21 protein-coding genes are annotated in these 18,713 nt (G+C 69.7%); 8 read left to right on the top strand and 13 right to left on the bottom strand.

The window, feature by feature from the left end:
• Together V8688_RS26080 and V8688_RS26075 are read left to right on the top strand one after the other, a co-directional pair.
• Positions 1-1,033 (top strand): MFS transporter (locus V8688_RS26080; protein WP_342801896.1); only part of this gene is annotated, 1,033 nt, incomplete at its 5' end.
• Positions 1,034-1,044: 11 nt separating this feature from the next.
• Positions 1,045-1,425 carry a cupin domain-containing protein gene (locus V8688_RS26075; RefSeq protein ID WP_218716687.1) on the top strand — a complete coding sequence of 127 codons (381 nt, stop codon included), beginning with the start codon at positions 1,045-1,047 and terminating at the stop codon, positions 1,423-1,425.
• Positions 1,426-1,492: 67 nt separating this feature from the next.
• Here the strand turns inward: V8688_RS26075 and V8688_RS26070 are convergent, their stop codons facing one another.
• The 3 genes from V8688_RS26070 to V8688_RS26060 all read right to left on the bottom strand — a co-directional run bounded on the left by V8688_RS26070 (position 1,493) and on the right by V8688_RS26060 (position 3,611).
• Positions 1,493-1,945, bottom strand: coding sequence for a universal stress protein (locus V8688_RS26070; RefSeq protein ID WP_218716686.1), 453 nt, complete (start codon positions 1,943-1,945; stop codon positions 1,493-1,495).
• A 270-nt stretch (positions 1,946-2,215) separates the two neighbouring features.
• Positions 2,216-2,647, bottom strand: a complete 432-nt coding sequence (locus tag V8688_RS26065) for a hypothetical protein (protein ID WP_342801895.1) — start codon at positions 2,645-2,647, stop codon at positions 2,216-2,218.
• A gap of 127 nt (positions 2,648-2,774) precedes the next feature.
• Positions 2,775-3,611 (bottom strand): helix-turn-helix domain-containing protein, encoded by an 837-nt coding sequence (locus tag V8688_RS26060; RefSeq protein WP_342801894.1) that lies wholly within the window; start codon positions 3,609-3,611, stop codon positions 2,775-2,777.
• Between the two features lie 56 nt (positions 3,612-3,667).
• On the opposite strand from V8688_RS26060, the gene V8688_RS26055 reads away from it, so the two are divergent.
• Entirely contained in the window at positions 3,668-4,135 is a 468-nt protein-coding gene (locus V8688_RS26055) for a VOC family protein (RefSeq protein WP_218716683.1), read from the top strand.
• A gap of 35 nt (positions 4,136-4,170) precedes the next feature.
• On the opposite strand, the gene uvrB is transcribed toward V8688_RS26055, so the two are convergent.
• Positions 4,171-6,351, bottom strand: coding sequence for an excinuclease ABC subunit UvrB (uvrB, locus tag V8688_RS26050; RefSeq protein ID WP_255587015.1), 2,181 nt, complete (start codon positions 6,349-6,351; stop codon positions 4,171-4,173).
• A gap of 402 nt (positions 6,352-6,753) precedes the next feature.
• Between uvrB and V8688_RS26045 the strand changes: the two genes are divergently transcribed.
• Together V8688_RS26045 and V8688_RS26040 are read left to right on the top strand one after the other, a co-directional pair.
• On the top strand, positions 6,754-7,374 hold the full coding sequence (locus V8688_RS26045; protein WP_255587014.1) for a DUF402 domain-containing protein: 621 nt from the start codon (positions 6,754-6,756) through the stop codon (positions 7,372-7,374).
• Between the two features lie 35 nt (positions 7,375-7,409).
• A complete protein-coding gene (locus tag V8688_RS26040; RefSeq protein WP_342801893.1) occupies positions 7,410-7,934 on the top strand; it encodes a DUF402 domain-containing protein in 525 nt (174 codons plus the stop codon).
• A gap of 60 nt (positions 7,935-7,994) precedes the next feature.
• On the opposite strand, the gene V8688_RS26035 is transcribed toward V8688_RS26040, so the two are convergent.
• Both V8688_RS26035 and coaE read right to left on the bottom strand, forming a co-directional pair.
• Positions 7,995-8,426, bottom strand: coding sequence for a hypothetical protein (locus V8688_RS26035; protein ID WP_218716681.1), 432 nt, complete (start codon positions 8,424-8,426; stop codon positions 7,995-7,997).
• A 119-nt stretch (positions 8,427-8,545) separates the two neighbouring features.
• Positions 8,546-9,751, bottom strand: a complete 1,206-nt coding sequence (coaE, locus tag V8688_RS26030) for a dephospho-CoA kinase (RefSeq protein ID WP_218716680.1) — start codon at positions 9,749-9,751, stop codon at positions 8,546-8,548.
• 158 nt (positions 9,752-9,909) lie between these two features.
• Between coaE and V8688_RS26025 the strand changes: the two genes are divergently transcribed.
• Entirely contained in the window at positions 9,910-10,128 is a 219-nt protein-coding gene (locus V8688_RS26025) for a hypothetical protein (protein WP_218716679.1), read from the top strand.
• A 55-nt stretch (positions 10,129-10,183) separates the two neighbouring features.
• On the opposite strand, the gene V8688_RS26020 is transcribed toward V8688_RS26025, so the two are convergent.
• The gene (locus V8688_RS26020) at positions 10,184-11,725 is read right to left on the bottom strand and encodes an alkaline phosphatase family protein (RefSeq protein ID WP_218716678.1); all 1,542 of its coding nucleotides are present in this window, start codon (positions 11,723-11,725) and stop codon (positions 10,184-10,186) included.
• A gap of 127 nt (positions 11,726-11,852) precedes the next feature.
• Complete coding sequence (rpsA, locus tag V8688_RS26015) at positions 11,853-13,325, bottom strand: 30S ribosomal protein S1 (protein ID WP_218716677.1); 1,473 nt, start codon at positions 13,323-13,325, stop codon at positions 11,853-11,855.
• A gap of 285 nt (positions 13,326-13,610) precedes the next feature.
• Between rpsA and V8688_RS26010 the strand changes: the two genes are divergently transcribed.
• Positions 13,611-14,465 (top strand): class I SAM-dependent methyltransferase, encoded by an 855-nt coding sequence (locus tag V8688_RS26010; RefSeq protein WP_218716676.1) that lies wholly within the window; start codon positions 13,611-13,613, stop codon positions 14,463-14,465.
• On the opposite strand, the gene V8688_RS26005 is transcribed toward V8688_RS26010, so the two are convergent.
• Both V8688_RS26005 and V8688_RS26000 read right to left on the bottom strand, forming a co-directional pair.
• The gene (locus V8688_RS26005) at positions 14,462-15,016 is read right to left on the bottom strand and encodes a hypothetical protein (protein WP_218716675.1); all 555 of its coding nucleotides are present in this window, start codon (positions 15,014-15,016) and stop codon (positions 14,462-14,464) included. The two genes, V8688_RS26010 and V8688_RS26005, sit on opposite strands and share 4 nt — an antisense overlap.
• Before the next feature lie 87 nt (positions 15,017-15,103).
• On the bottom strand, positions 15,104-15,397 hold the full coding sequence (locus tag V8688_RS26000) for a hypothetical protein (protein WP_218716674.1): 294 nt from the start codon (positions 15,395-15,397) through the stop codon (positions 15,104-15,106).
• Positions 15,398-15,501: 104 nt separating this feature from the next.
• On the opposite strand from V8688_RS26000, the gene V8688_RS25995 reads away from it, so the two are divergent.
• Complete coding sequence (locus V8688_RS25995) at positions 15,502-16,536, top strand: helix-turn-helix transcriptional regulator (RefSeq protein WP_316574082.1); 1,035 nt, start codon at positions 15,502-15,504, stop codon at positions 16,534-16,536.
• An 8-nt stretch (positions 16,537-16,544) separates the two neighbouring features.
• Here V8688_RS25995 and V8688_RS25990 read toward each other — a convergent pair whose 3' ends face one another.
• From V8688_RS25990 to V8688_RS25980, 3 genes are all read right to left on the bottom strand, one after another.
• Positions 16,545-16,715, bottom strand: coding sequence for a hypothetical protein (locus V8688_RS25990; protein ID WP_218716672.1), 171 nt, complete (start codon positions 16,713-16,715; stop codon positions 16,545-16,547).
• A 4-nt stretch (positions 16,716-16,719) separates the two neighbouring features.
• Complete coding sequence (locus tag V8688_RS25985) at positions 16,720-17,607, bottom strand: SPFH domain-containing protein (protein ID WP_218716671.1); 888 nt, start codon at positions 17,605-17,607, stop codon at positions 16,720-16,722.
• Between the two features lie 67 nt (positions 17,608-17,674).
• On the bottom strand, positions 17,675-18,713 hold a 1,039-nt coding region (locus V8688_RS25980; RefSeq protein WP_342801892.1), incomplete at its 5' end, for an FAD-binding protein.

Raw genomic sequence — 18,713 nt, 5'->3', positions numbered from 1 at the left:
CCGCGTCCGCGCGCTGGGCGTGTGGGGCGGGGTGAACGCGGCGGGCGGAGCGCTGGGCGTCCTCGTCGGCGGCGTGCTCACCGAGTACGCCGACTGGCGCTGGGTGATGCTGATCAATCTGCCGATCGTCGCGGTCGCGCTGCTGGCCACCGCCGCGGGTGTGCCCGCCGACCGGCCGTCGACCGGCGCAGGCCGACTCGACCTCCTCGGCGCCGCGCTGGCCACCGGCGGCGTCGGCGTGCTCATCACCGGCATCGTCCGCACCGATCGGCACGGGTGGATCTCGGCCGACACCGGCGCGACACTGGCGGTGGCCGCGGCCCTGCTGATCGGCTTCGCCCTCACGGAAAGGCAGGTTCGCCACCCACTGCTCCGGTTCGGACTGCTGCGCAACCGCTGGGTACTCGGCGGCAACCTGTTCGTCCTGTGCGCCGCCGCGGGCCAGTTCTCGGCGTTCTACCTCGTGTCGCTGTACATGCAGCGTGTCCTGCGGATGAGCGCGGGCGCCACCGGCGCGGCCTTCGTCCCGTTCTCGCTGTGTGTCATCGTCGGCACGCTGGTCGCGACCCGGGTCGGCGCCCACCGATCGCCGCGCCCGCTACTGATCGGCGGCGCGCTGCTGACCGCCACCGGGATCGGCTGGTTCGCCGCGATCAGTCCCGACGGCAGTTTCCTCGCCGACGTGCTCGGCCCCTCGATCGTGGGCGGTTTCGGACTCGGCCTGTGCCTGGCCCCGGTCGCCGCGGCCGCCGTCACCGCCGTCGCGCCGGGCGATGCCGGGATGGCCTCCGGGGTGTTCAACAGCGCCCGCCAACTCGGTGGCAGCGTCGGCGTCGCGGCGCTGGCTACCTTCGCCGCCGCCAGGTCCGGCGCGGGCACCGACGCGGCGGCCCTCAGCAGCGGCTACGCCTTCGCGCTCGGGATCGCCGCCCTGCTCTTCGTCGCGGCCGCGGCGATCGCCGTCCTCGTTCTCCCCGGCCCCGACCGCACGAAAACCACTGTCCGCGAGGACCTTCCCGCGGCAGCACAGTGAAAGGAAAGCCGATGTCCCCCATCGACCTGTTCGACCGCGCCCTGCGATTGCGGCCCGACGGCACCGTCGAAGCCGGCGAGCGCCGCATGGCCGCCGACGACGGCGGCTGGCAGCTGGCCGCCTTCCACGTCGACTCCGATGCCGACGTCCACGCCGATCACTGGGAGATGCATCCCGCCGGCGACGAGGCGGTGTGCTGCCTGCGCGGCGCGCTGCGCCTGTATCTGCGCCCCGAGTCGCCGGGCGCACCGGAGACCGCCGTGCGGCTGACGGCCGGCACCGCGTTCCTGGTGCCGCGGCACCGCTGGCACCGGATCGAACTCGACGAACCGTCCGACATCGTGTCGATTGGATTGCGTGGCGGCACAAGGCAGGAGCCGGTCGAACGCTGACCGCTCCGCCGGAAAGCACTCGAGGGCGCTGCCGAAGCAGCGCCCTCGAGGTCGTGATCGAACGAAATCAGCGAACGGTGTGCACGATCAGCACGTCCGAGCGCGACTTGCGGGCCACATCCGAGGGCACCGAGCCCAGCAGGCGGCCGGTCAGGGTGTTCAGGCCCCGGTTGCCGACGACCAGCAGATCGGCCTTGGTCTCGTTGACCAGGTCGAGCAGCGAATCGACCGGCTCGCCGACGATGGCGCGCTCGACGATGTTCTTCGCCCCGGCGGCCACCGCCTTCTCCCGGGCTACGTGCAGGATCTCGTTGGTCGGCGCCGAGCCACGCACCTGGTAGGCCTCGTCCTTGAGCACGTCGGCCGCGGCGGCGACGTCGCGATCGTCGGTCGGGAAGTAGGCACAGGCCAGCACGAGAGTCGCGTCCGCGTCGCCGGCGAGCGCTGCGGCCTTCTCCACGGCGACGTACGACGAATCCGAGCCATCAGTACCGACGACAATGGTCCGGTAGGCGGTCATCTCTCCTCCAACTTGGTCGGTGCCAGCACCGATCAAACCCGGGAATCGAGCGTCAGCGCGGCAATTGGGTCGACCCTAACGCCAAAACAGGCCGATTTATCGACAAATCGCAACAGATCACATCGGGAGTGTTGACGCCGGTCGGCACCCTGCCGGTGCTCTTCGCGACAGTCGCGAAGATTCACCTGCGACAACCAGACCGCGACTCGCGGAAACTGTGGCCTATCACAACACAATCAACGCGCCTGCGCGGCTGGGACTTTGCTCACATCAGCCGGAAAAACTGGGCAGTCCGCAGGCGGCGCTTCCGGTACCGGTCGAGGGCGCGACGGTCACCGTGGCCGGCACGATCCACCGAGTGCTGATGCCGACGACTTTCGCGGTCAGTTCGTGCTGCCCGGCGGTGGCGGGCCGCCAGGACGTGGCGGTGGTGCCGATGGCGGGCACCTCCACGGTGCCGATCACCGCGCCGTTGTCGTAGAACGTCACGTCGGCACCGGAGTCGCCACTGCTGTAGCCGACGACGTTGACCGCGGTGACCGTGTACGAGCAGCCGGCTTGCTGATCGGAGCCCTCGACCGCGACGCGCTGGGTCGAGTCGGCGTGCGCGAACGGCGCGACCAGCGCGGCCGTCGCCAGGACCGTGGCGAGACCGGAGCCGGCCAGACCCAGCCGGGTGCTCGGGCGGAAAGATGTTGTCACCGTCGATGTCCTCACTCTCCCGCAGCAGCGACCGCTGCGAATGCGCTGAGACTATCCACGGACACCGCCGTTCCCCGCCGAAACGACAATATTTCAGATACCCGATTTCTGGGGTCTCGACAGCGCGTCAGCCCAGCGTGGGTACCGCACTCGCCTGCGCTTTACGCGCGTATTCCCACGGTGACATCCCGATCTCGGCGGTGAATTCCCTACTGAAATGGGCCTGATCGAAATAGCCGAGGTCGGCGGCCAGACTCGCCAGATCGGGTCTGTCGCCGCGCGCGAGCAGATCCGCGGCGTCCTGCAACCGGAATCGGCACAGCACCCATTTCGGCCCGGCCCCGACATACCGGCGGAACAGCCGCTGCAACGTCCGGATGGGGACCGCGAAGCGATCGGTCACCTGGTCGACCCGGGTGAGCGTGGGATCGGCCGCCATCGCGGCGACGATCCGCGACACCAGCGCGTAGTGCGGGTCGTCGGCGCGACCCCGCCCGGCGAAGAAGTCCTCGACGATCGCCACCCGCGCCGCGTCGGAGGACTCCACCAGCACGAGGTCGGCCAGTCCCGCCGCGGCGGGCAACACCTCGGCCAGGGGGGCCGAATCATCACGCAGCGCACCGACATCCATGCCGGTGAAGGCACCGAACCCACCGGGCCGGAACCTGAGGCCGAAGGTCTCCCCCTCGCCGTCGAGTTCGCGCACGTATTTGCTGGTACTCACCCCGTTGACGAAGCCGCCCGTGCGCGTGGTGCTGCGCTCGAAGGTGACGTTCACGCACGGGAACGACAGCACCTCGGCGCGATACGCGGGCTTACCCCGCAGATCCCAGCGCACGATCCAGTACCGGTCGGCGAACCCGGCCAGCGCGGGCCCGACCGCCAGCCGGTCCAGCGATCGATGCCTGGCCTGCTCCCCCGGATGCAGAATGCCCTTCATATCGGCGGGATCCGGCCGCGTCATCGGATCTGTCGCCTTCTTACAAGATCGGCGGCCACCGGCCGACCAGGATCGAAGACATGACCGATCCCGTTGCGCCCGTTCCGGAGGGCTACCACTCCATCACCTGTTTCCTGGCCGTGCCCGACGGCAACGCCGCCATCGCCTTCTACACCGAGGTCTTCGGCGCGAAGGTGCTCAGCCGGGCCGATCTGCCCGACGGGCAGCCCGCGCACGCCGAACTGCTGATCGGCGATTCCACGCTGCAACTGGGTATGCCCATGCCCGACAACAACGTTCGCGCACCCGAGGACTGGGTGCACACCTCGATCGTGCACTACTGCCCCGATGTCGATGCCGTGATCGCCCGCGCGGTCGCCCACGGTGCCCGCACCGCCGAACAGCCGCAGACCTTCGTCAACGGCGAGCGGTTCGGCGTGGTCATCGACCCGTTCGGCCACCGGTGGGCGGTGATCACCCGCATCGAGGAGATGACGCGGGAGGAAGCCGACCGCCGCATCGCCGCCTGGATGGCGGAATCGAGTTAGCGGTCGGCGTCGCCGGGGTGGCGCGGTGGGCATGATCAGCTCAGGCCCGCGGCGTCCATGCCGCGTAGTTCCTTCTTCAGGTCGGCGATCTCGTCGCGCAGGCGGCCCGCGAGCTCGAATTGCAGTTCGCGGGCGGCGTTCATCATCTGGTCGGTGAGGGAGGCGACCAGGTCGGCCAGCTCGGCGCGCGGCATGGACTTCACGTCGCGTTCGGCGTAGATGCCCGCGCTGACGGCCCGGCCGGGCTCGCCCTGGGCGCGCCTGCCGCGGCTGACATTGCGGCCCGATCCGCCGACGGCGACCTCGTCGTCGGCCTCCAGGTACACCTGATCCAGGATGTCGGCGATCTTCTTGCGCAGCGGCTGCGGGTCGATGCCGTTGGCCTCGTTGTAGGCGACCTGCTTGGCGCGGCGGCGATCGGTCTCGTCGATCGCGTGCCGCATCGAATCGGTGATCTTGTCCGCGTACATGTGCACTTCACCGGAGACGTTGCGCGCCGCGCGGCCGATGGTCTGGATGAGGCTGGTGCTCGACCGCAGGAAGCCTTCCTTGTCGGCGTCCAGAATCGCCACCAGCGACACCTCGGGCAGGTCGAGGCCCTCGCGCAGCAGGTTGATGCCGACCAGCACGTCGTACTCGCCCAGCCGCAGCTGGCGCAGCAGCTCCACCCGGCGCAGGGTATCGATCTCGGAGTGCAGGTAGCGCACCCGCACGCCGAGGCCGAGCAGGTAGTCGGTGAGGTCCTCGGCCATCTTCTTGGTGAGGGTGGTGACCAGCACGCGCTCGTCGCGCTCGGTGCGCTGGCGGATCTCGTGCACCAGATCGTCGATCTGGCCCTTGGTCGGCTTCACCACCACCTGCGGGTCGACCAGGCCGGTCGGGCGGATGACCTGCTCGACGACCTCGCCACCCACCTGGCCCAGCTCGTACGGGCCCGGTGTCGCCGACAGATAGACCGCCTGACCGATCCGATCGGCGAACTCCTCCCAGGTCAGCGGGCGGTTGTCGACCGCCGACGGCAACCGGAAACCGAACTCGACCAGGTTGCGCTTGCGCGACATGTCACCCTCGAACATGCCGCCGATCTGCGGCACGGTGACATGCGACTCGTCGATGACGAGCAGGAAGTCGTCGGGGAAGTAGTCCAGCAGGGTGGCCGGCGCCGACCCGGCCGGACGGCCGTCGATGTGGCGCGAGTAGTTCTCGATGCCGGAGCAGAACCCGACCTGGCGGATCATCTCGAGGTCGTATTCGGTGCGCATGCGCAACCGCTGCGCCTCGAGCAGCTTGCCCTGCTTCTCCAATTCGGCCAGCCGCGCGGCCAGTTCGGCCTCGATGTCGGCGACCGCGCGCTCCATCCGCTCCGGACCCGCGACGTAGTGGGTGGCGGGGAAGATGCGCAGCGAGTCGACCTGGCGGACGACGTCACCGGTGAGCGGGTGCAGGTAGTACAGCGCCTCGATCTCGTCACCGAAGAACTCGATGCGGACCGCCAGCTCCTCGTAGGACGGGATGATCTCGACGGTGTCACCGCGCACCCGGAACGAGCCGCGGGTGAACGCCATATCGTTGCGGGTGTACTGCACGTCGACGAGCAGGCGCAGCAGCGCGTCACGGTCGATCTCGCCGCCGACATCGAGCTGCACGGAGCGGTCCAGGTACGACTGCGGGGTGCCGAGGCCGTAGATGCACGACACCGAGGCGACCACGACGACGTCACGGCGCGAGAGCAGGCTCGAGGTCGCCGAGTGTCGCAGGCGCTCGACGTCGTCGTTGATCGAGCTGTCCTTCTCGATGTAGGTATCGGTCTGGGCGATGTACGCCTCGGGCTGGTAGTAGTCGTAGTAGGAGACGAAATACTCGACCGCGTTGTGCGGCAACATCTCCCGCAGCTCGTTGGCCAGCTGGGCGGCGAGGGTCTTGTTGGGCGCCATCACCAGCGTGGGCCGCTGCAGCTTCTCGATCAGCCACGCGGTGGTCGCCGACTTGCCGGTGCCGGTGGCACCGAGCAGGACGACGTCCTTCTCCCCCGCGGTGATCCGCCGTTCCAGCTCGGCGATGGCGGCGGGTTGGTCACCGGCGGGCTTGTGCTCGCTGACCACCTCGAACTGCCCGCCCGCACGCTCGATGGTGCCGACAGGGCGGTGCTCGGAATGAGCCAGCGGGTGCCCCCGCTCCTCGTACCCTTCCGTCGGGATCTCGGTTGCGAATGCCATGCCCACCAGGTTAGGCCCGACCACCGACAAGTCGCGCGGACAGCACGCACACCGGCGCCGATCCGGCGACACGCGTGCGCCACGCCGAGGCACCGCTCGTGGGCCCGGTGTCGTTCGGATGAACTTCTGCTCAGCGGCGAAGCCGCTCACCTGCGCGGACGCCGGGCCGCGCGCGGCCCGCAGCATCGTGGCGACCCCAGGCGCGCGAGCACATCGCCTGGTCCGACCCGTGCCCGCGATCATCCAGCCGCGCCACCGCAACTTCGGAGCATTCGGCAGCGATGTCCGAAAAATCCCATGTCCCAAGGATATTCACAGCGATGTGGTCCAGCAGACACGGCGCGTGACGCACATCCGGGCGTACCCTGAGTTGATCATCGGCACGTGGTGAAGGACAAGGCCATGAGCGCACTGCTTCCTCTGCTCGTCGCGGCTCCGGCGGTCACCGGATTCGCGGGATACTTCGCACGGGAGATCCGCGGCCCGCAGCCGCCGCCGGTCACCACCCCCACCGCGCCGCCGCCGGGCCGCCCCCGCGTCGAGTACTTCGACGTGGCAGAACTCACCAGCACCGACGCCAAGGGCTACATCCGGCCCGTCGACCGGTACGAGGTGCAGCCGTGGGGCGTCTACCTCGCCCGCACCGTCGACCGGCCGCGCGGCCGCTACGAGGAGTCCTGGCTGCTGCCCGGACCCGCCGTGCGCGCCACCATCGAGCACGATCGCCCCGGCCACCACCGCAGTCACGACTACGTCCTCGACATCGTCGAGTTCGTCCAGGTCGGGCCCAAACGCTGGCAGGCCACCGACTACTTCCTCGACATCGCGGTCCGCCGCGGCCGGTCGGCGACCCTGCGCGGTGCGGGCGAGCTGCTGGCCGCCCACGCCGCGGGTCACGTCGACACCGCCCAGGCCGATCGCGCCTTCGCCCGGGCCGCGGCCGTCCTGGACGGCCTCGCCGCCAACGACCACGATGTCGAGCAGTGGTTGCGCTCGCGGGAGATCACCCTGACCTGGATGTGAGCGGGCCCGGCCGGCCACCGGTAGATTTTCCGGTCATGACGCAGGCTTCCACCGTGCACGTGCATCCGCCCAAGATCGAGTACTTCGACGTCGCGGCGCGGACGAACACCGATCCGAAGGGGTTCGTCCGGCCGGTGGAGGTCTACCGGGAGCAACCGTGGGGCCTGTACATGGGCAGGCACTCCGACCATCCGAATTTCCACTACCTGGAATCGTGGGTGCTGCCCGAGCTCTCACTGCGGGCGACGAAGTTCCACCACAATCCGGGAGTGGAGCGCTGGCAGGACGTCTACGTCGATGTCGGGGCGTTCACCCGCGAGTCGGCCACGCTGTGGAAGTCGGTCGATCACTACCTGGATCTGCTGGTGCGCACGGGCCGCGAGGTCGAGCTGGTCGATATCGACGAGCTGCTGGCCGCGCACGCCGACGGCCTGCTCGACGCGGCGGACTGCCAGGCCGCGATCGAGCACGCGACCGCCGCGATCGACGGGATGGCCGCGCACGGGCACTCGCTCGAGGCCTGGCTGGCCACCCGTGGCATGACCCTGACCTGGCGCTGAAACGACGAAACCGCCCCGACCTCCGGTAGTGAGGTCGGGGCGGTTTCCGCTCGGGGAGGATCAGCCGGCCGACAGGCTCGGGAACAGATCCGCCAGGCCGCCGCCGCAGCCCGCGCTGCCGGTCGCGGCCGCCTCGCCCACGGTGACGGTGATCGAGTCGCTGATCAGCAGCTGCCGCGCCTCGAGCTTGTGCTGTCCCGCCGTGGTGGGCTTCCAGGTGATGCTCACCGTGCCCGAGAGCAGCGACGGCGACACCGGGCTGCCCGGGATGTCGACGCCGTTGTCGGTGAACTTCACCGAGGTCAGCCGATCGACCTCGACGCTGGCGGTCAGCTTGTAGCTGCATCCGACCTTGTGGTCGGACCCAGCCACGGTGAGGTTGCCGACCCACGCCGAGGCCTGCGGTGCGGCCAGCACGACGCTGGCGGCGACGGCGCCGAGTGCGGTGATGCCGAAGCCCGCACGGCCGAACTGACGGTGATGTGTTGTCATACGCGCTACAACTTCCCTGTGAACCGAGTCACCGGCTGGTGACTCGGCACAATGTACCCAGCGCGCGACGCCGTTCGGCCTCTTTTTGAAACATTGATGTTTAACAGATTGGTCTCGGGTCAGACGCGCGCCCCAGCCCACTCGGTGACCACCGGATAGACCGCGTCGAACCACGGTTCCTTCACCGCGTAGTACGCCTGCGCCGCCGCCTCCCCGGTCTTGCCCGCCGCCGCCTGCTCGGCCTCGCGCTTGATCACCAGATACGCCGCACGCGCGTCCTCCTCCTGGCGCAGCCAGTCCCGCAACGCGAGCGCGAACCGCTGGCCGGGCGAATCCTGCACGCGCAGATGGATATTCGCCGGACGGGCCGGATCGGCATTGCCGTGCAGGCGCTTGCCCCAGCGAGCCAGGTCGGTGCCATCGGGGTCGCCGGGGGTGGGCTTCGGGTTGTCGTGGGTGACCGACGGCGCGAGTGGGAACCCGGCCCCGGCCAGCGCGTCGGCCAGCGACTCGGCGGTGGCCAGGTCGGCCACCGTCACCTGGATGTCGATGATGTCCTTGGCGGGCAGACCGTGCACCGCGGTCGAGCCGATGTGGTCGATCCGCACCGCCGACGCGCCACACGCCAGGTGCAGCCGGGCGATGATCCGGCGGGCCTGGGCGGCCCAGTCCGGATCGGCGGGCACCAGCCGGTAGGGGGCGCCGGCGCGGACGCCCTCGCGCTGATTGCGTTCGAACGGCACCAGTCGCTCGGTCCACAGCGCGCGCACCTGGGCCTCGACGATCTCGGGGGCGCCGTTGTTGTCCAGCCACACGTCGGCGACCGCGTGCCGCTGCTCGTCGGTGGCCTGCGCGGCGATCCGGGTGCGCGCGTCGGCCTCGGCCACCCCGCGCTGCTCCACCAGCCTGCGCAGCCGGGTCTCGATCTCGGCACCGACCACCAGGACCAGCTGCATGAGCGGGGCCAGCCCGTTCTCGACGAGCAGCGGAATGTCCTGCACGACGATGGCCTGCTCCGGCGCCGCGCCGATCAGCTCGGCGGTGCGCGCGCCGACCAGCGGATGCGTGATCGCGTTGAGTTTGCCCCGGGACTCGTCGTCGGCGAAGGCGACCGCGGCCAGCGCGGGCCGGTCGAGACTGCCGTCGGCGGCGAGAATGCCCGATCCGAACGCCTCGACCAGCGCGGCCAGGCCCGGTGTGCCGGGCGCGACGACCTCGCGGGCGATCGCGTCGGAGTCGATCAGCACCGCCCCGCACTCGACCAGGGTCCGCGCCACTGTGGATTTACCCGCTCCCATGCCTCCGGTGAGGCCGATCCGCAACATGGGGCCCAGTCTCGCAGACGCCGCGCCGTGCGGTCTGCGCCCTCGGATTCTTTCCGACACGCCCAGGCGCCGACCGGCGCAAATCCGAGGTCGGGCGAGTCGCGTGGATTAATGTTCGCGCTGGCGAGAAGGCCAGCTCCAGCTACCGAAGGATGATCATGGGCACCACAGACCACCGGACGGCTCGCCACCGCCTGGGAATGCCCGGCGGTGTGCATTGCATCGAACACCCCGCTGTCGCAGCGACTCTCGCCGAATACCGCCGATCCTGGTTCACCGCCCTGATCTCCCCCGCCCGGCACAGCTTCGCCGCGATGCGCAAACGGCCCAGCATGGCCGCCGCCGCCGGCTACTGGGTCCCCGCCGCCGCGAGCTGACTCTCCCGCGACAGCGCGCACCGGGCCCGGCGATCATCGCCGGGCCCGCGCCGTGTCACACTCCGACCAGTCCGCTCGGCGCACGCCTGCTGCCCGGCTGCTGGGTCGGCATCGCGTTCGGCGGCACCGGATAGGGCGCGCCCTGACCGAGGGTGCCCGCCGCGATGTTCGGCCCGCACTGCGCGACCGCCGCGTCCGCCTTGGGCCGCGGGTCGGGCAGCACCGGCTTCGTCGCGTTCGGCGCGGCCGCGAAGTCGAAGGTCGAGGTCATGTCCCCGGTGACGCCGCGCCGCCACGCGGTCAGGTTCGGCACGTCGACCCCGAACCGGGTTTCCAGCAGCCGCAGTTGCGAGGTGTGGTCGAAGGTCTGCGACGCGACCAGCCCGCCGCGGCTGTAGGGCGAGACCACCAGGCACGGCACTCGGTAACCGAGGCCGATCGGCCCGGCGATACCCCCGGCGGCGGGCACCCGGTCCAGCGGCACGGTCAGGAACTCCCCGGCCGTGCCCGGGGGCGGCGTCGGCGGGACGACGTGATCGAAGAAGCCGCCGTTCTCGTCGTAGCTGATGATCAGCGCGGTCTTCTCCCACACCGCCGGATTCGACGTCAGGATGTCGAGCAGCTGCACGATCCCGAGCGCGCCGAACGCGGCGGGCAGGGCCGGGTGCTCACAGTGCAGCACCGAGGGCACCACCCACGACACCGCGGGCAGGGTGTTATCGGCGACGTCGGCCTGGAAGTCGTTGGGGTACACCGGCGCGATGCCACGCCGGGCCGGCTCGGAGTTCGGGTCGGCGGCCTGGGTGAAGCAGCCCATCATGCCGTCCAAGATCATCGACGAGGCCGGCCCGACATCGCGGTTGCTGTAGATCTTCCAGCTCACGCCCGCCTCGGACAGGTTCTCCGGGTAGGTGCGCCAGCTGTAGACGTTCTTGGGGATCAGCGTCGGCGTCTCCACCAGCGGGCCACCGGCCAGCCCGTCGGGATCGATGGTGGCGCTGACCCAGTACAGCCGGTTGGGGTCGGTCGGGCCGAGCACCGAGCAGTGGTAGTTGTCGCAGAGGGTGAACGCCTGCGCCAGCTCGGTGTGGATCGGAATGTCTTCGGGCAGGTAGTAACCCATCGCCGCGGGGGCGTTGGCCGGGCCGACCGAAGCCACCGACATCGGCATCCAGCCGTCGTTGCGGCCGTGGTTGAACGCCTGGTGCATGCCCGGCCAGGTGTGGTCGGGGTCGTTGATGCATTCGCCGTCGAGGGTAGCGCCACGGGTGGTGTCGAGCCGGAACGGTTCGACGAAACCGTCTGCGGTGGGCCCGATTCCGGGCGACCAGCCGTACTGGCGCCACGACGCCGAGGCCTCACCGAATCCCCGCACCCCCGACAGGGTGCCGAAATAGTGGTCGAAGGACCGGTTTTCCTGCATGAGCAGCACGAAGTGCTCGATGTCGCCGAGCCCGCCCAGCCCGGCGGGGTCGGCGGCGAAGGCACGGTCGATGATCGGATTCGCCCAGGAGGCAAGCGTTCCCACGGCGCCGGCGGCCATCGCCTTGGCCAGGAACTGTCGCCGGTTGAGGCCGGAGAAGGGACCAGAACTCATGTCGATGGAGCACCTTTCCCGAGGAGGGGACGGAGCGATCGGCGCCGACACTACTCCACCGGACCCGGGAAAAGGCCGAAGGCCCCGGTCCGTGTGGACCAGGGCCTTCGGTACTGCTCTACCCGAATCAGGCGTTGCCGGAGAGCTTCTCCCGCAGAGCCGCGAGCTGCGCGTCGCTGGCGAGCGAACCGCCGGCGGACTCGGCCGGGCCGGAGGAGGCCTGCGAGCTGCCACTCTCGGAGGAGTAGTTGCCCGAGGCGGGACCGCCGTTGGCGGCCTCGGCGGCAGCGTCGGCTGCCATCTTCTCCATCTGAGCGGTGTGCATCTTGTGGCGACGCTCGGCCTCGGCGTAGCGGCCTTCCCACTCTTCACGCTGCTTGTCGAAGCCCTCGAGCCATTCGTTGGTCTCGGGATCGAAGCCCTCGGGGAAGATGTAGTTGCCCGCATCGTCGTAGCTGTCGGCCATGCCGTACTTCGACGGGTCGAACTCGGCGTGGTAGTCCTCGTTCGCCTGCTTCAGCGACAGCGAGATCCGGCGACGCTCCAGGTCGATGTCGATGACCTTGACCATCGCGTCGTCGCCGACGGCGACAACCTGGTCCGGGACCTCGACGTGGCGCTCGGCCAGCTCGGAGATGTGGACCAGGCCCTCGATGCCCTCTTCGACGCGCACGAACGCACCGAACGGAACCAGCTTGGTGACCTTGCCGGGCACGATCTGGCCGATGGCGTGGGTCCGGGCGAACTGACGCCACGGGTCTTCCTGGGTCGCCTTGAGCGACAGGGAGACGCGCTCGCGGTCCAGATCGACGTCGAGAACCTCGACGGTGACCTCGTTGCCGACCTCGACGACCTCGGACGGGTGGTCGATGTGCTTCCAGGACAGCTCGGAGACGTGCACCAGGCCGTCGACGCCACCCAGGTCCACGAAGGCACCGAAGTTGACGATCGAGGAGACCACACCCTTGCGGACCTGGCCCTTCTGCAGCTGGTGCAGGAACTCGGAGCGGACCTCGGACTGGGTCTGCTCGAGCCAGGCGCGACGCGACAGAACCACGTTGTTGCGGTTCTTGTCGAGCTCGATGATCTTGGCCTCGATCTCCTTGCCGACGTACGGCTGGAGGTCGCGGACACGACGCATCTCGACGAGCGAGGCGGGCAGGAAGCCACGGAGGCCGATGTCGAGGATCAGGCCGCCCTTGACGACCTCGATGACGGTGCCCTTGACGGCCTCGTCCTTCTCCTTGAGCTCCTCGATCGTGCCCCACGCGCGCTCGTACTGCGCCCGCTTCTTCGACAGGATCAGGCGGCCTTCCTTGTCCTCCTTGGTGAGAACCAGGGCCTCGACCTCATCGCCCACGGAAACGACCTCGTTGGGGTCGACATCGTGCTTGATGGAGAGTTCACGGGAGGGGATGACGCCTTCGGTCTTGTAACCGATGTCGAGCAGGACCTCGTCACGATCGACCTTGACGATGGTTCCCTCGACGATGTCGCCATCGTTGAAGTACTTGATCGTGGCGTCGATGGCGGCGAGGAAATCCTCGGCGGAGCCGATGTCGTTGACGGCTACCTGCGGCGAGGTGACGGTGGTGGGCATATGTGGATTTGCTCCGGACGGATTGTGGTCGGTTGCGGACATTGGAACTTTCGGTACGCTGCGAGATCACCGCGACGAGGCGACGAAGGATACCGGGTAAGTATCGCACGGACCGCCACACTTGCTGGTGATCGAACTCAGCACGGGCGACTCCGTCATCGGATACCGTACGCATTCAACCCCGGCGCACAGCGCTCCTCGAAAGACACTCGCGTGCCTCAGCGTACGCGACCCGAGTCCAGCCGGGCAAACCACCCCCTCCACCCCGCCGATACCCTGGTCGCCGTGTCCGACGACGAACGCCATGCGCAGGCCAACGCGCTGCTGGGAACCACCGCGACCACCCGGACCAAGATCGGTTCGGCGGACAGCGAACGCGCGAGCAGGCGCTGGTGGGATGCCGATGCCGACCAGTACCACCAGACCCACGCCGACTTCCTCGGCGTCGACTCCCCCGGCGGCGAGTTCGTCTGGTGCCCGGAGGGCCTGCACGAGGGCGATATGGGTTTCCTCGGCGAGCTGACCGGCAGGTCCGTGCTCGAGATCGGCTGCGGTTCCGCGCCGTGTTCGCGCTGGCTCGCGGGTCAGGGCGCGCATCCGGTCGGGCTGGACCTGTCGATGGGGATGCTCGAGCGTGGCGTGGCGGCGATGGCGCAGGGCGGGCCGCGGGTGCCGCTGGTCCAAGCGGGCGCCGAGGCGCTGCCGTTCGCCGACGCGTCCTTCGATCTGGCCTGTTCGGCCTTCGGCGGTGTCCCGTTCGTCGCCGATTCCGCGCTGGTCATGCGCGAGGTCGCCCGGGTGCTGCGCCCGGGCGGGCGCTGGGTGTTCTCGGTGAACCACCCGATGCGCTGGATCTTCCCCGACGATCCCGGCGAGGACGGCCTCGTCGCGCGCATCCCCTACTTCGACCGGACCCCGTACGTGGAGGTCGACGGCGACGGCGTGCCCACCTATGTCGAGCACCATCGCACCATCGGCGACCGGGTCCGGGAGATCGTCGGCGCGGGCCTGACGCTGCTCGACATCGTCGAACCCGACTGGCCGGAGTGGCTGGACCGCGAATGGGGTCAGTGGTCGCCGCTGCGCGGGGAGATCTTCCCCGGCACCGCCATCTTCATCACCGAGAAGCCGCGCGTCTAGAACTCGGGCAGCGCCGCGAAGGCCGGGTCGACCCGCACGTTGGGCACGGTTTCGGCGACCCAGCGGCGAGCCCTGGTCAGCGCGTGATCGGGGAACACGGCGTCGAAGCGGACGTCGTCGGACAGCAGATAGGGCAGCCGACCGCGCAGCCCCGGCGCGTACGGGTGGGGCGGGCACATCTCACTGCGGTGGACCTGCGCGCCGATCGAGGACTCCCGCAGCCCGGGCACCCCGGTCTCGGGACAGATGATCTGGAACACCGCGGAGCACCGATCCTTCGGTACCACGATCGAGGCGGCGAAGACGAGCTCGCCCCGCGGGCCCGGCAATTGCGTCTTCTCCACGCGCAGCAGCGCGGGCAGCTGGTCGACCCAGACCACGAACGCCTCGATGAGACAGCCGGTGCGGGCGTGGTGCTCGGCCAGCCGCCTGCGCAGCCGCGGCAGATCGTGCAGCCGCGCGGGCAGGTCGGGCGCGCCGTCGACATAGGTCAACGCGACGACATCACGAGTGGCCGGATTCCCCCAGGTCGTGTTGTCCAACTGCTGCATTCCAGGAATGTCGAACGAGATGGGCACCGGGACAACTTACCGGCGCAGACGAGTTCGGTTGTGCCCGTGCGCGGGAGAAGTCGCGACTCAGGCGGAAATGCGTTCTTCGACCAACTCCACCAGCCAGGAGTGGTGATCGGTCACCATCGCGCGGCTGCGCGGGGTGGCCAGCACCGGCGCCAGCGCGGTGCGGAACGCCGCGGCGGCGGCGCGGTCGTCGAAGTCGAGGTCGACCAGGACGCGGCCGGGATCGCCCTCGACGCGCCCGACGCGGTAGGTGCGGACCCCGTGGTCGGCGCGGAAGCGATCGTACTGATCGAAGGCCGCCTTCCAGGTGTCGTAGTCACGCACGGTGTTGTCGATGTGCAGGGTGGTGGTCATGATCGCCTCCGTGGCCGGGTCGAATGGGATGACTCGAGTGTGGGCCCGATCGATGCCCGGCCGACATCCCTGATGCTGGGGGGTTTTCGCCGTAGACTGAGCCGGTGCCGAGCGCCTTGGCCGACCGGGTGAGCCGGCTGTGCCGTGCCGATCATGCCGCCAAACGACTACGTGAACTCGTGTTGGCCGAGATCCGGCTGTCGATGCCGTTCACCGGCCATGTCTTCGCGCTCACCGACCCGGTCACCGCGGTCGCGACGGCGCCGCTGGCCGATGTGCCCGGGCTCGAGCTGGCGCGGCTGCCGGAACTGATCCGGGCTCGTTATCTCACCCCGCTCAATCGCTGGGACACCCTGCGCGGCACCGGCGCTCACTCCCTGCTCGACGCCACCGGCGGCGAACCCGACCGCTCGCTGCTGTGGCGCACCGCCCAGCGTGAGCTCGGCGTCACCGATTCGGCCACCGTCACCTTCGCCGACCGCTACGGCTGCTGGGGCTTTCTGGAGCTGCTGCGGGTCGACGAATCCCCTTTCACCAGAAGCGAACTCGCCGAACTCACCACCCTGACGCCGGCCGTCTCGACCGCGCTGCGCGCCACGGTCGGCGCCGGGTTCGTCGAATCCGACGCGCAGCTGCCCCCACTGGGCCCCGCGGTCGTCCTGCTCGACGACGCCTTGCGCGTGCGCTCCCAGACGGCCGCCGCCGCCGAATCCCTGCTCCGTCTGCTGCCCCCCGACGAACCGATCCCGCCGGTCCCCGCCTCGGTCTACAACGCCGGGGCCGCCCTGCTCGCCGCCGAGGCGGGCACCCCCATCGGCCCCGCGTCGGCCCGCATCCACCTGGGCGGCAACCGCTGGCTCACCGTGAAGGCCGATCGCCTCGGCGACCACGAGATCGCCGTCGCCCTGCAACCCAGCACCGCCGCCGAACGCCTTGACCTGTTCGCCCGCGCGCACGGCCTCTCGGCCCGCGAATCCCAGGTCCTCACCCTCCTCGCCACGGGCCTCGACTCCCGCGAGCTGGCCGCCGAACTCGTCCTGTCCGAGCACACCGTCAACGACCACGTCAAAGCCATCCTCGCCAAATCCGCCACCCGCACCCGCCAACGGCTCCTCACCCGAGTCCTCGGCAGCACCTGACGCGACCACTATGTCGATCGCGGCTTGCGGCCTGCCTGCTCGAGGGCCAGGCGCAGGGCGTATTCGATCTGGGAGTTGACGCTGCGCAGGTCGTCGGCCGCCCACTTGGCGATGGCCTCGTGGACGGCCGGGTCGAGCCGCAGCAGGACCTTCTTGGGTTCCTTCTTCGGCACCGTCATGGGGTCAGGCGTAGAGGGATCCGGTGTTCACGACCGGCTGGGTGGCGCGGTCGCCGCAGAGGACGACGAGCAGGTTCGAGACCATGGCGGCCTTGCGTTCCTCGTCGAGTTCCACGGTGCCCGCCGCGGCGAGGCGGTCCAGCGCCAGGCCGACCATGCCGACGGCGCCCTCGACGATCTGGGTGCGCGCGGCGACCACCTGGGCGGCCTGCTGGCGGACCAGCATGGCCTGGGCGATCTCGGGCGCGTAGGCCAGGTGGGTGATCCGGGCCTCGATGACCTCGATGCCGGCGGTGAGGGTGCGCGCGCGCAGTTCCTCGGTGAGCTCCTCGGCAACCTCGGCACCGTCGCGCAGGCTGGTCCGTGAATCGTCGTGCGCGTCGTAGGGGTGGGTGGTGGCCAGGTGCCGCACCGCCGCCTCGGACTGGGTCTCGACGTACTCCTCGTAGTCGTCGACCGCGAAGGCGGCCTTGAAGCTGTCGACCACCTTGTAGACGACGACCGCCGCGATCTCGACCGGATTGCCGTCGGCGTCGTTGACCTTCAGCTTCTGGGTCTCGAAGTTGCGCACCCGCAACGAGATCGACTTGCGGTCGGTGAGCGGGAGCACCGAGAAGAACCCGGGGTCCGACACCGAACCGACGTAGCGGCCGAAGAAGGTGACGACCTTGGCCTCGTTGGGGTTGACGATGATCAACCCGGTGGCCAGCACCGCCAGCACCAGCACCACCACGGCCGCGGCGACCGCGCCCGCCCAGGCGAGCGCCCCACCGTCGTGCTGGGTGGCGGCGATGAACGCGAACACGGCGGCGGCGCCGAACACCAGGGTGAGCACCAGCCACCCCAGCAAGACGACGAACCCGTTGACGCGGAATGCGGACCGCAGCTCCATGACATCCTCCCGATATCTGAGTGATATCACTAAGATAGTAGATACCGGGGGGATCGACAAGCCGTGGCTACGCGGGCGCGATGTTGCGGTTGAAGCGAAACATGTTGCGCGGGTCGTAGTTCGACTTCGCGGTGGCCAGCCGGGCGTAGGTGTCGGGCGCGTAGCCCGCCTCGGTCTGCGCGGCGTTTGCGGCGGCACCCGCGCCGTAGAGGAAGTTCAGGCTGTGCCCGATCGTCCAGGGCGCCAGCGCTTCCCGGACCGCGGCCAGGCCCGCAGGCGCGGCATCGCCCTGCGCGCCGGTGATCACCCGCACGAGGAATTCGGCGTCGCGGTGGTCCACCGCCGCGCCGCCGTGCCGCAACGCCCCGCCCAGGTGGCGGATGTCGAGGACGGCCTCGACGGGTCCACCGGGCGCGGTCTGCGCGCGCAGCGCCGCGATCGCCTCGCCGGTCAGCTCGGACAGCAGCGCGTTGGTCGCGGCGTACGCGTGCGGGAAATCCGGATCGCTGTGGATGGCGTGCGACTCGGCGTACGGCAGCACGCGCAGGTCGTCGCGCATCCGCTCGCCGATCGCGCGCAGCGGGGCGACGAGCCGTTGCCCCTCCTCGGCCGGGCCGTCGAAGGCGATCCGGATCGAAGCGACGTGCCTGCCGCGCAACGGTTCCGGCACCGGGGTGATGTCCGGGAAGGTGAGCACCGCGATCGTCGAGGTGAGGGTGTCGGGCAGCGTCGCGGTCCACTGCCGCCACGTCTCGAGCGCCGTGTCGACCAGCGGGGTGTCGAACATCAACTGGCCGCCGTACACCTCGGTGACGGGCACCAGTTCGAGCTCCAGCGCGGTGACCACGCCGAAGTTGCCGCCGGAGCCGAGCACCGCGCCGAACAGCTCGTCGGCGGGGGTGAGCGTGCGCCTGCGGCCATCGGCGGTCACCAGGTCGATCGAGCGCACATGGTCAGCGGCATAACCGAATTCCCGGGCGAGCAGGCCGAGACCGCCGCCGAGCACGTACCCGACGACGCCGACCGACGGCGAGGAACCGGTGAGCGGCGCCAGCCCGTGCGCGGCCGCCGCCTCGATCAGGGCGCCCGCCCGCACCCCGGCGCCG

It is taken from the genome of Nocardia sp. No.11, from assembly GCF_038752175.1.
Taxonomy (GTDB): domain Bacteria; phylum Actinomycetota; class Actinomycetes; order Mycobacteriales; family Mycobacteriaceae; genus Nocardia; species Nocardia canadensis.
Note: the sequence above shows the minus strand (reverse complement) of the source record. Positions and strands in the feature narration are given on the sequence as shown.

Bases quoted from the DNA above. Each gene is read 5' to 3' on its own strand.
- V8688_RS26040 (WP_342801893.1), top strand. From the start codon at position 7,410: ATGACGCAGGCTTCCACCGTGCACGTGCATCCGCCCAAGATCGAGTAC.
- V8688_RS26045 (WP_255587014.1), top strand. From the start codon at position 6,754: ATGAGCGCACTGCTTCCTCTGCTCGTCGCGGCTCCGGCGGTCACCGGA.
- V8688_RS25990 (WP_218716672.1), bottom strand. From the start codon at position 16,715: ATGACGGTGCCGAAGAAGGAACCCAAGAAGGTCCTGCTGCGGCTCGAC.
- V8688_RS26025 (WP_218716679.1), top strand. From the start codon at position 9,910: ATGGGCACCACAGACCACCGGACGGCTCGCCACCGCCTGGGAATGCCC.
- V8688_RS26005 (WP_218716675.1), bottom strand. From the start codon at position 15,016: ATGCAGCAGTTGGACAACACGACCTGGGGGAATCCGGCCACTCGTGAT.
- coaE (WP_218716680.1), bottom strand. From the start codon at position 9,751: ATGTTGCGGATCGGCCTCACCGGAGGCATGGGAGCGGGTAAATCCACA.
- V8688_RS25985 (WP_218716671.1), bottom strand. From the start codon at position 17,607: ATGGAGCTGCGGTCCGCATTCCGCGTCAACGGGTTCGTCGTCTTGCTG.
- V8688_RS26035 (WP_218716681.1), bottom strand. From the start codon at position 8,426: ATGACAACACATCACCGTCAGTTCGGCCGTGCGGGCTTCGGCATCACC.
- rpsA (WP_218716677.1), bottom strand. From the start codon at position 13,325: ATGCCCACCACCGTCACCTCGCCGCAGGTAGCCGTCAACGACATCGGC.
- V8688_RS26060 (WP_342801894.1), bottom strand. From the start codon at position 3,611: ATGACGCGGCCGGATCCCGCCGATATGAAGGGCATTCTGCATCCGGGG.
- V8688_RS26075 (WP_218716687.1), top strand. From the start codon at position 1,045: ATGTCCCCCATCGACCTGTTCGACCGCGCCCTGCGATTGCGGCCCGAC.
- V8688_RS26020 (WP_218716678.1), bottom strand. From the start codon at position 11,725: ATGAGTTCTGGTCCCTTCTCCGGCCTCAACCGGCGACAGTTCCTGGCC.
- V8688_RS26055 (WP_218716683.1), top strand. From the start codon at position 3,668: ATGACCGATCCCGTTGCGCCCGTTCCGGAGGGCTACCACTCCATCACC.
- V8688_RS26070 (WP_218716686.1), bottom strand. From the start codon at position 1,945: ATGACCGCCTACCGGACCATTGTCGTCGGTACTGATGGCTCGGATTCG.
- uvrB (WP_255587015.1), bottom strand. From the start codon at position 6,351: ATGGCATTCGCAACCGAGATCCCGACGGAAGGGTACGAGGAGCGGGGG.
- V8688_RS26000 (WP_218716674.1), bottom strand. From the start codon at position 15,397: ATGACCACCACCCTGCACATCGACAACACCGTGCGTGACTACGACACC.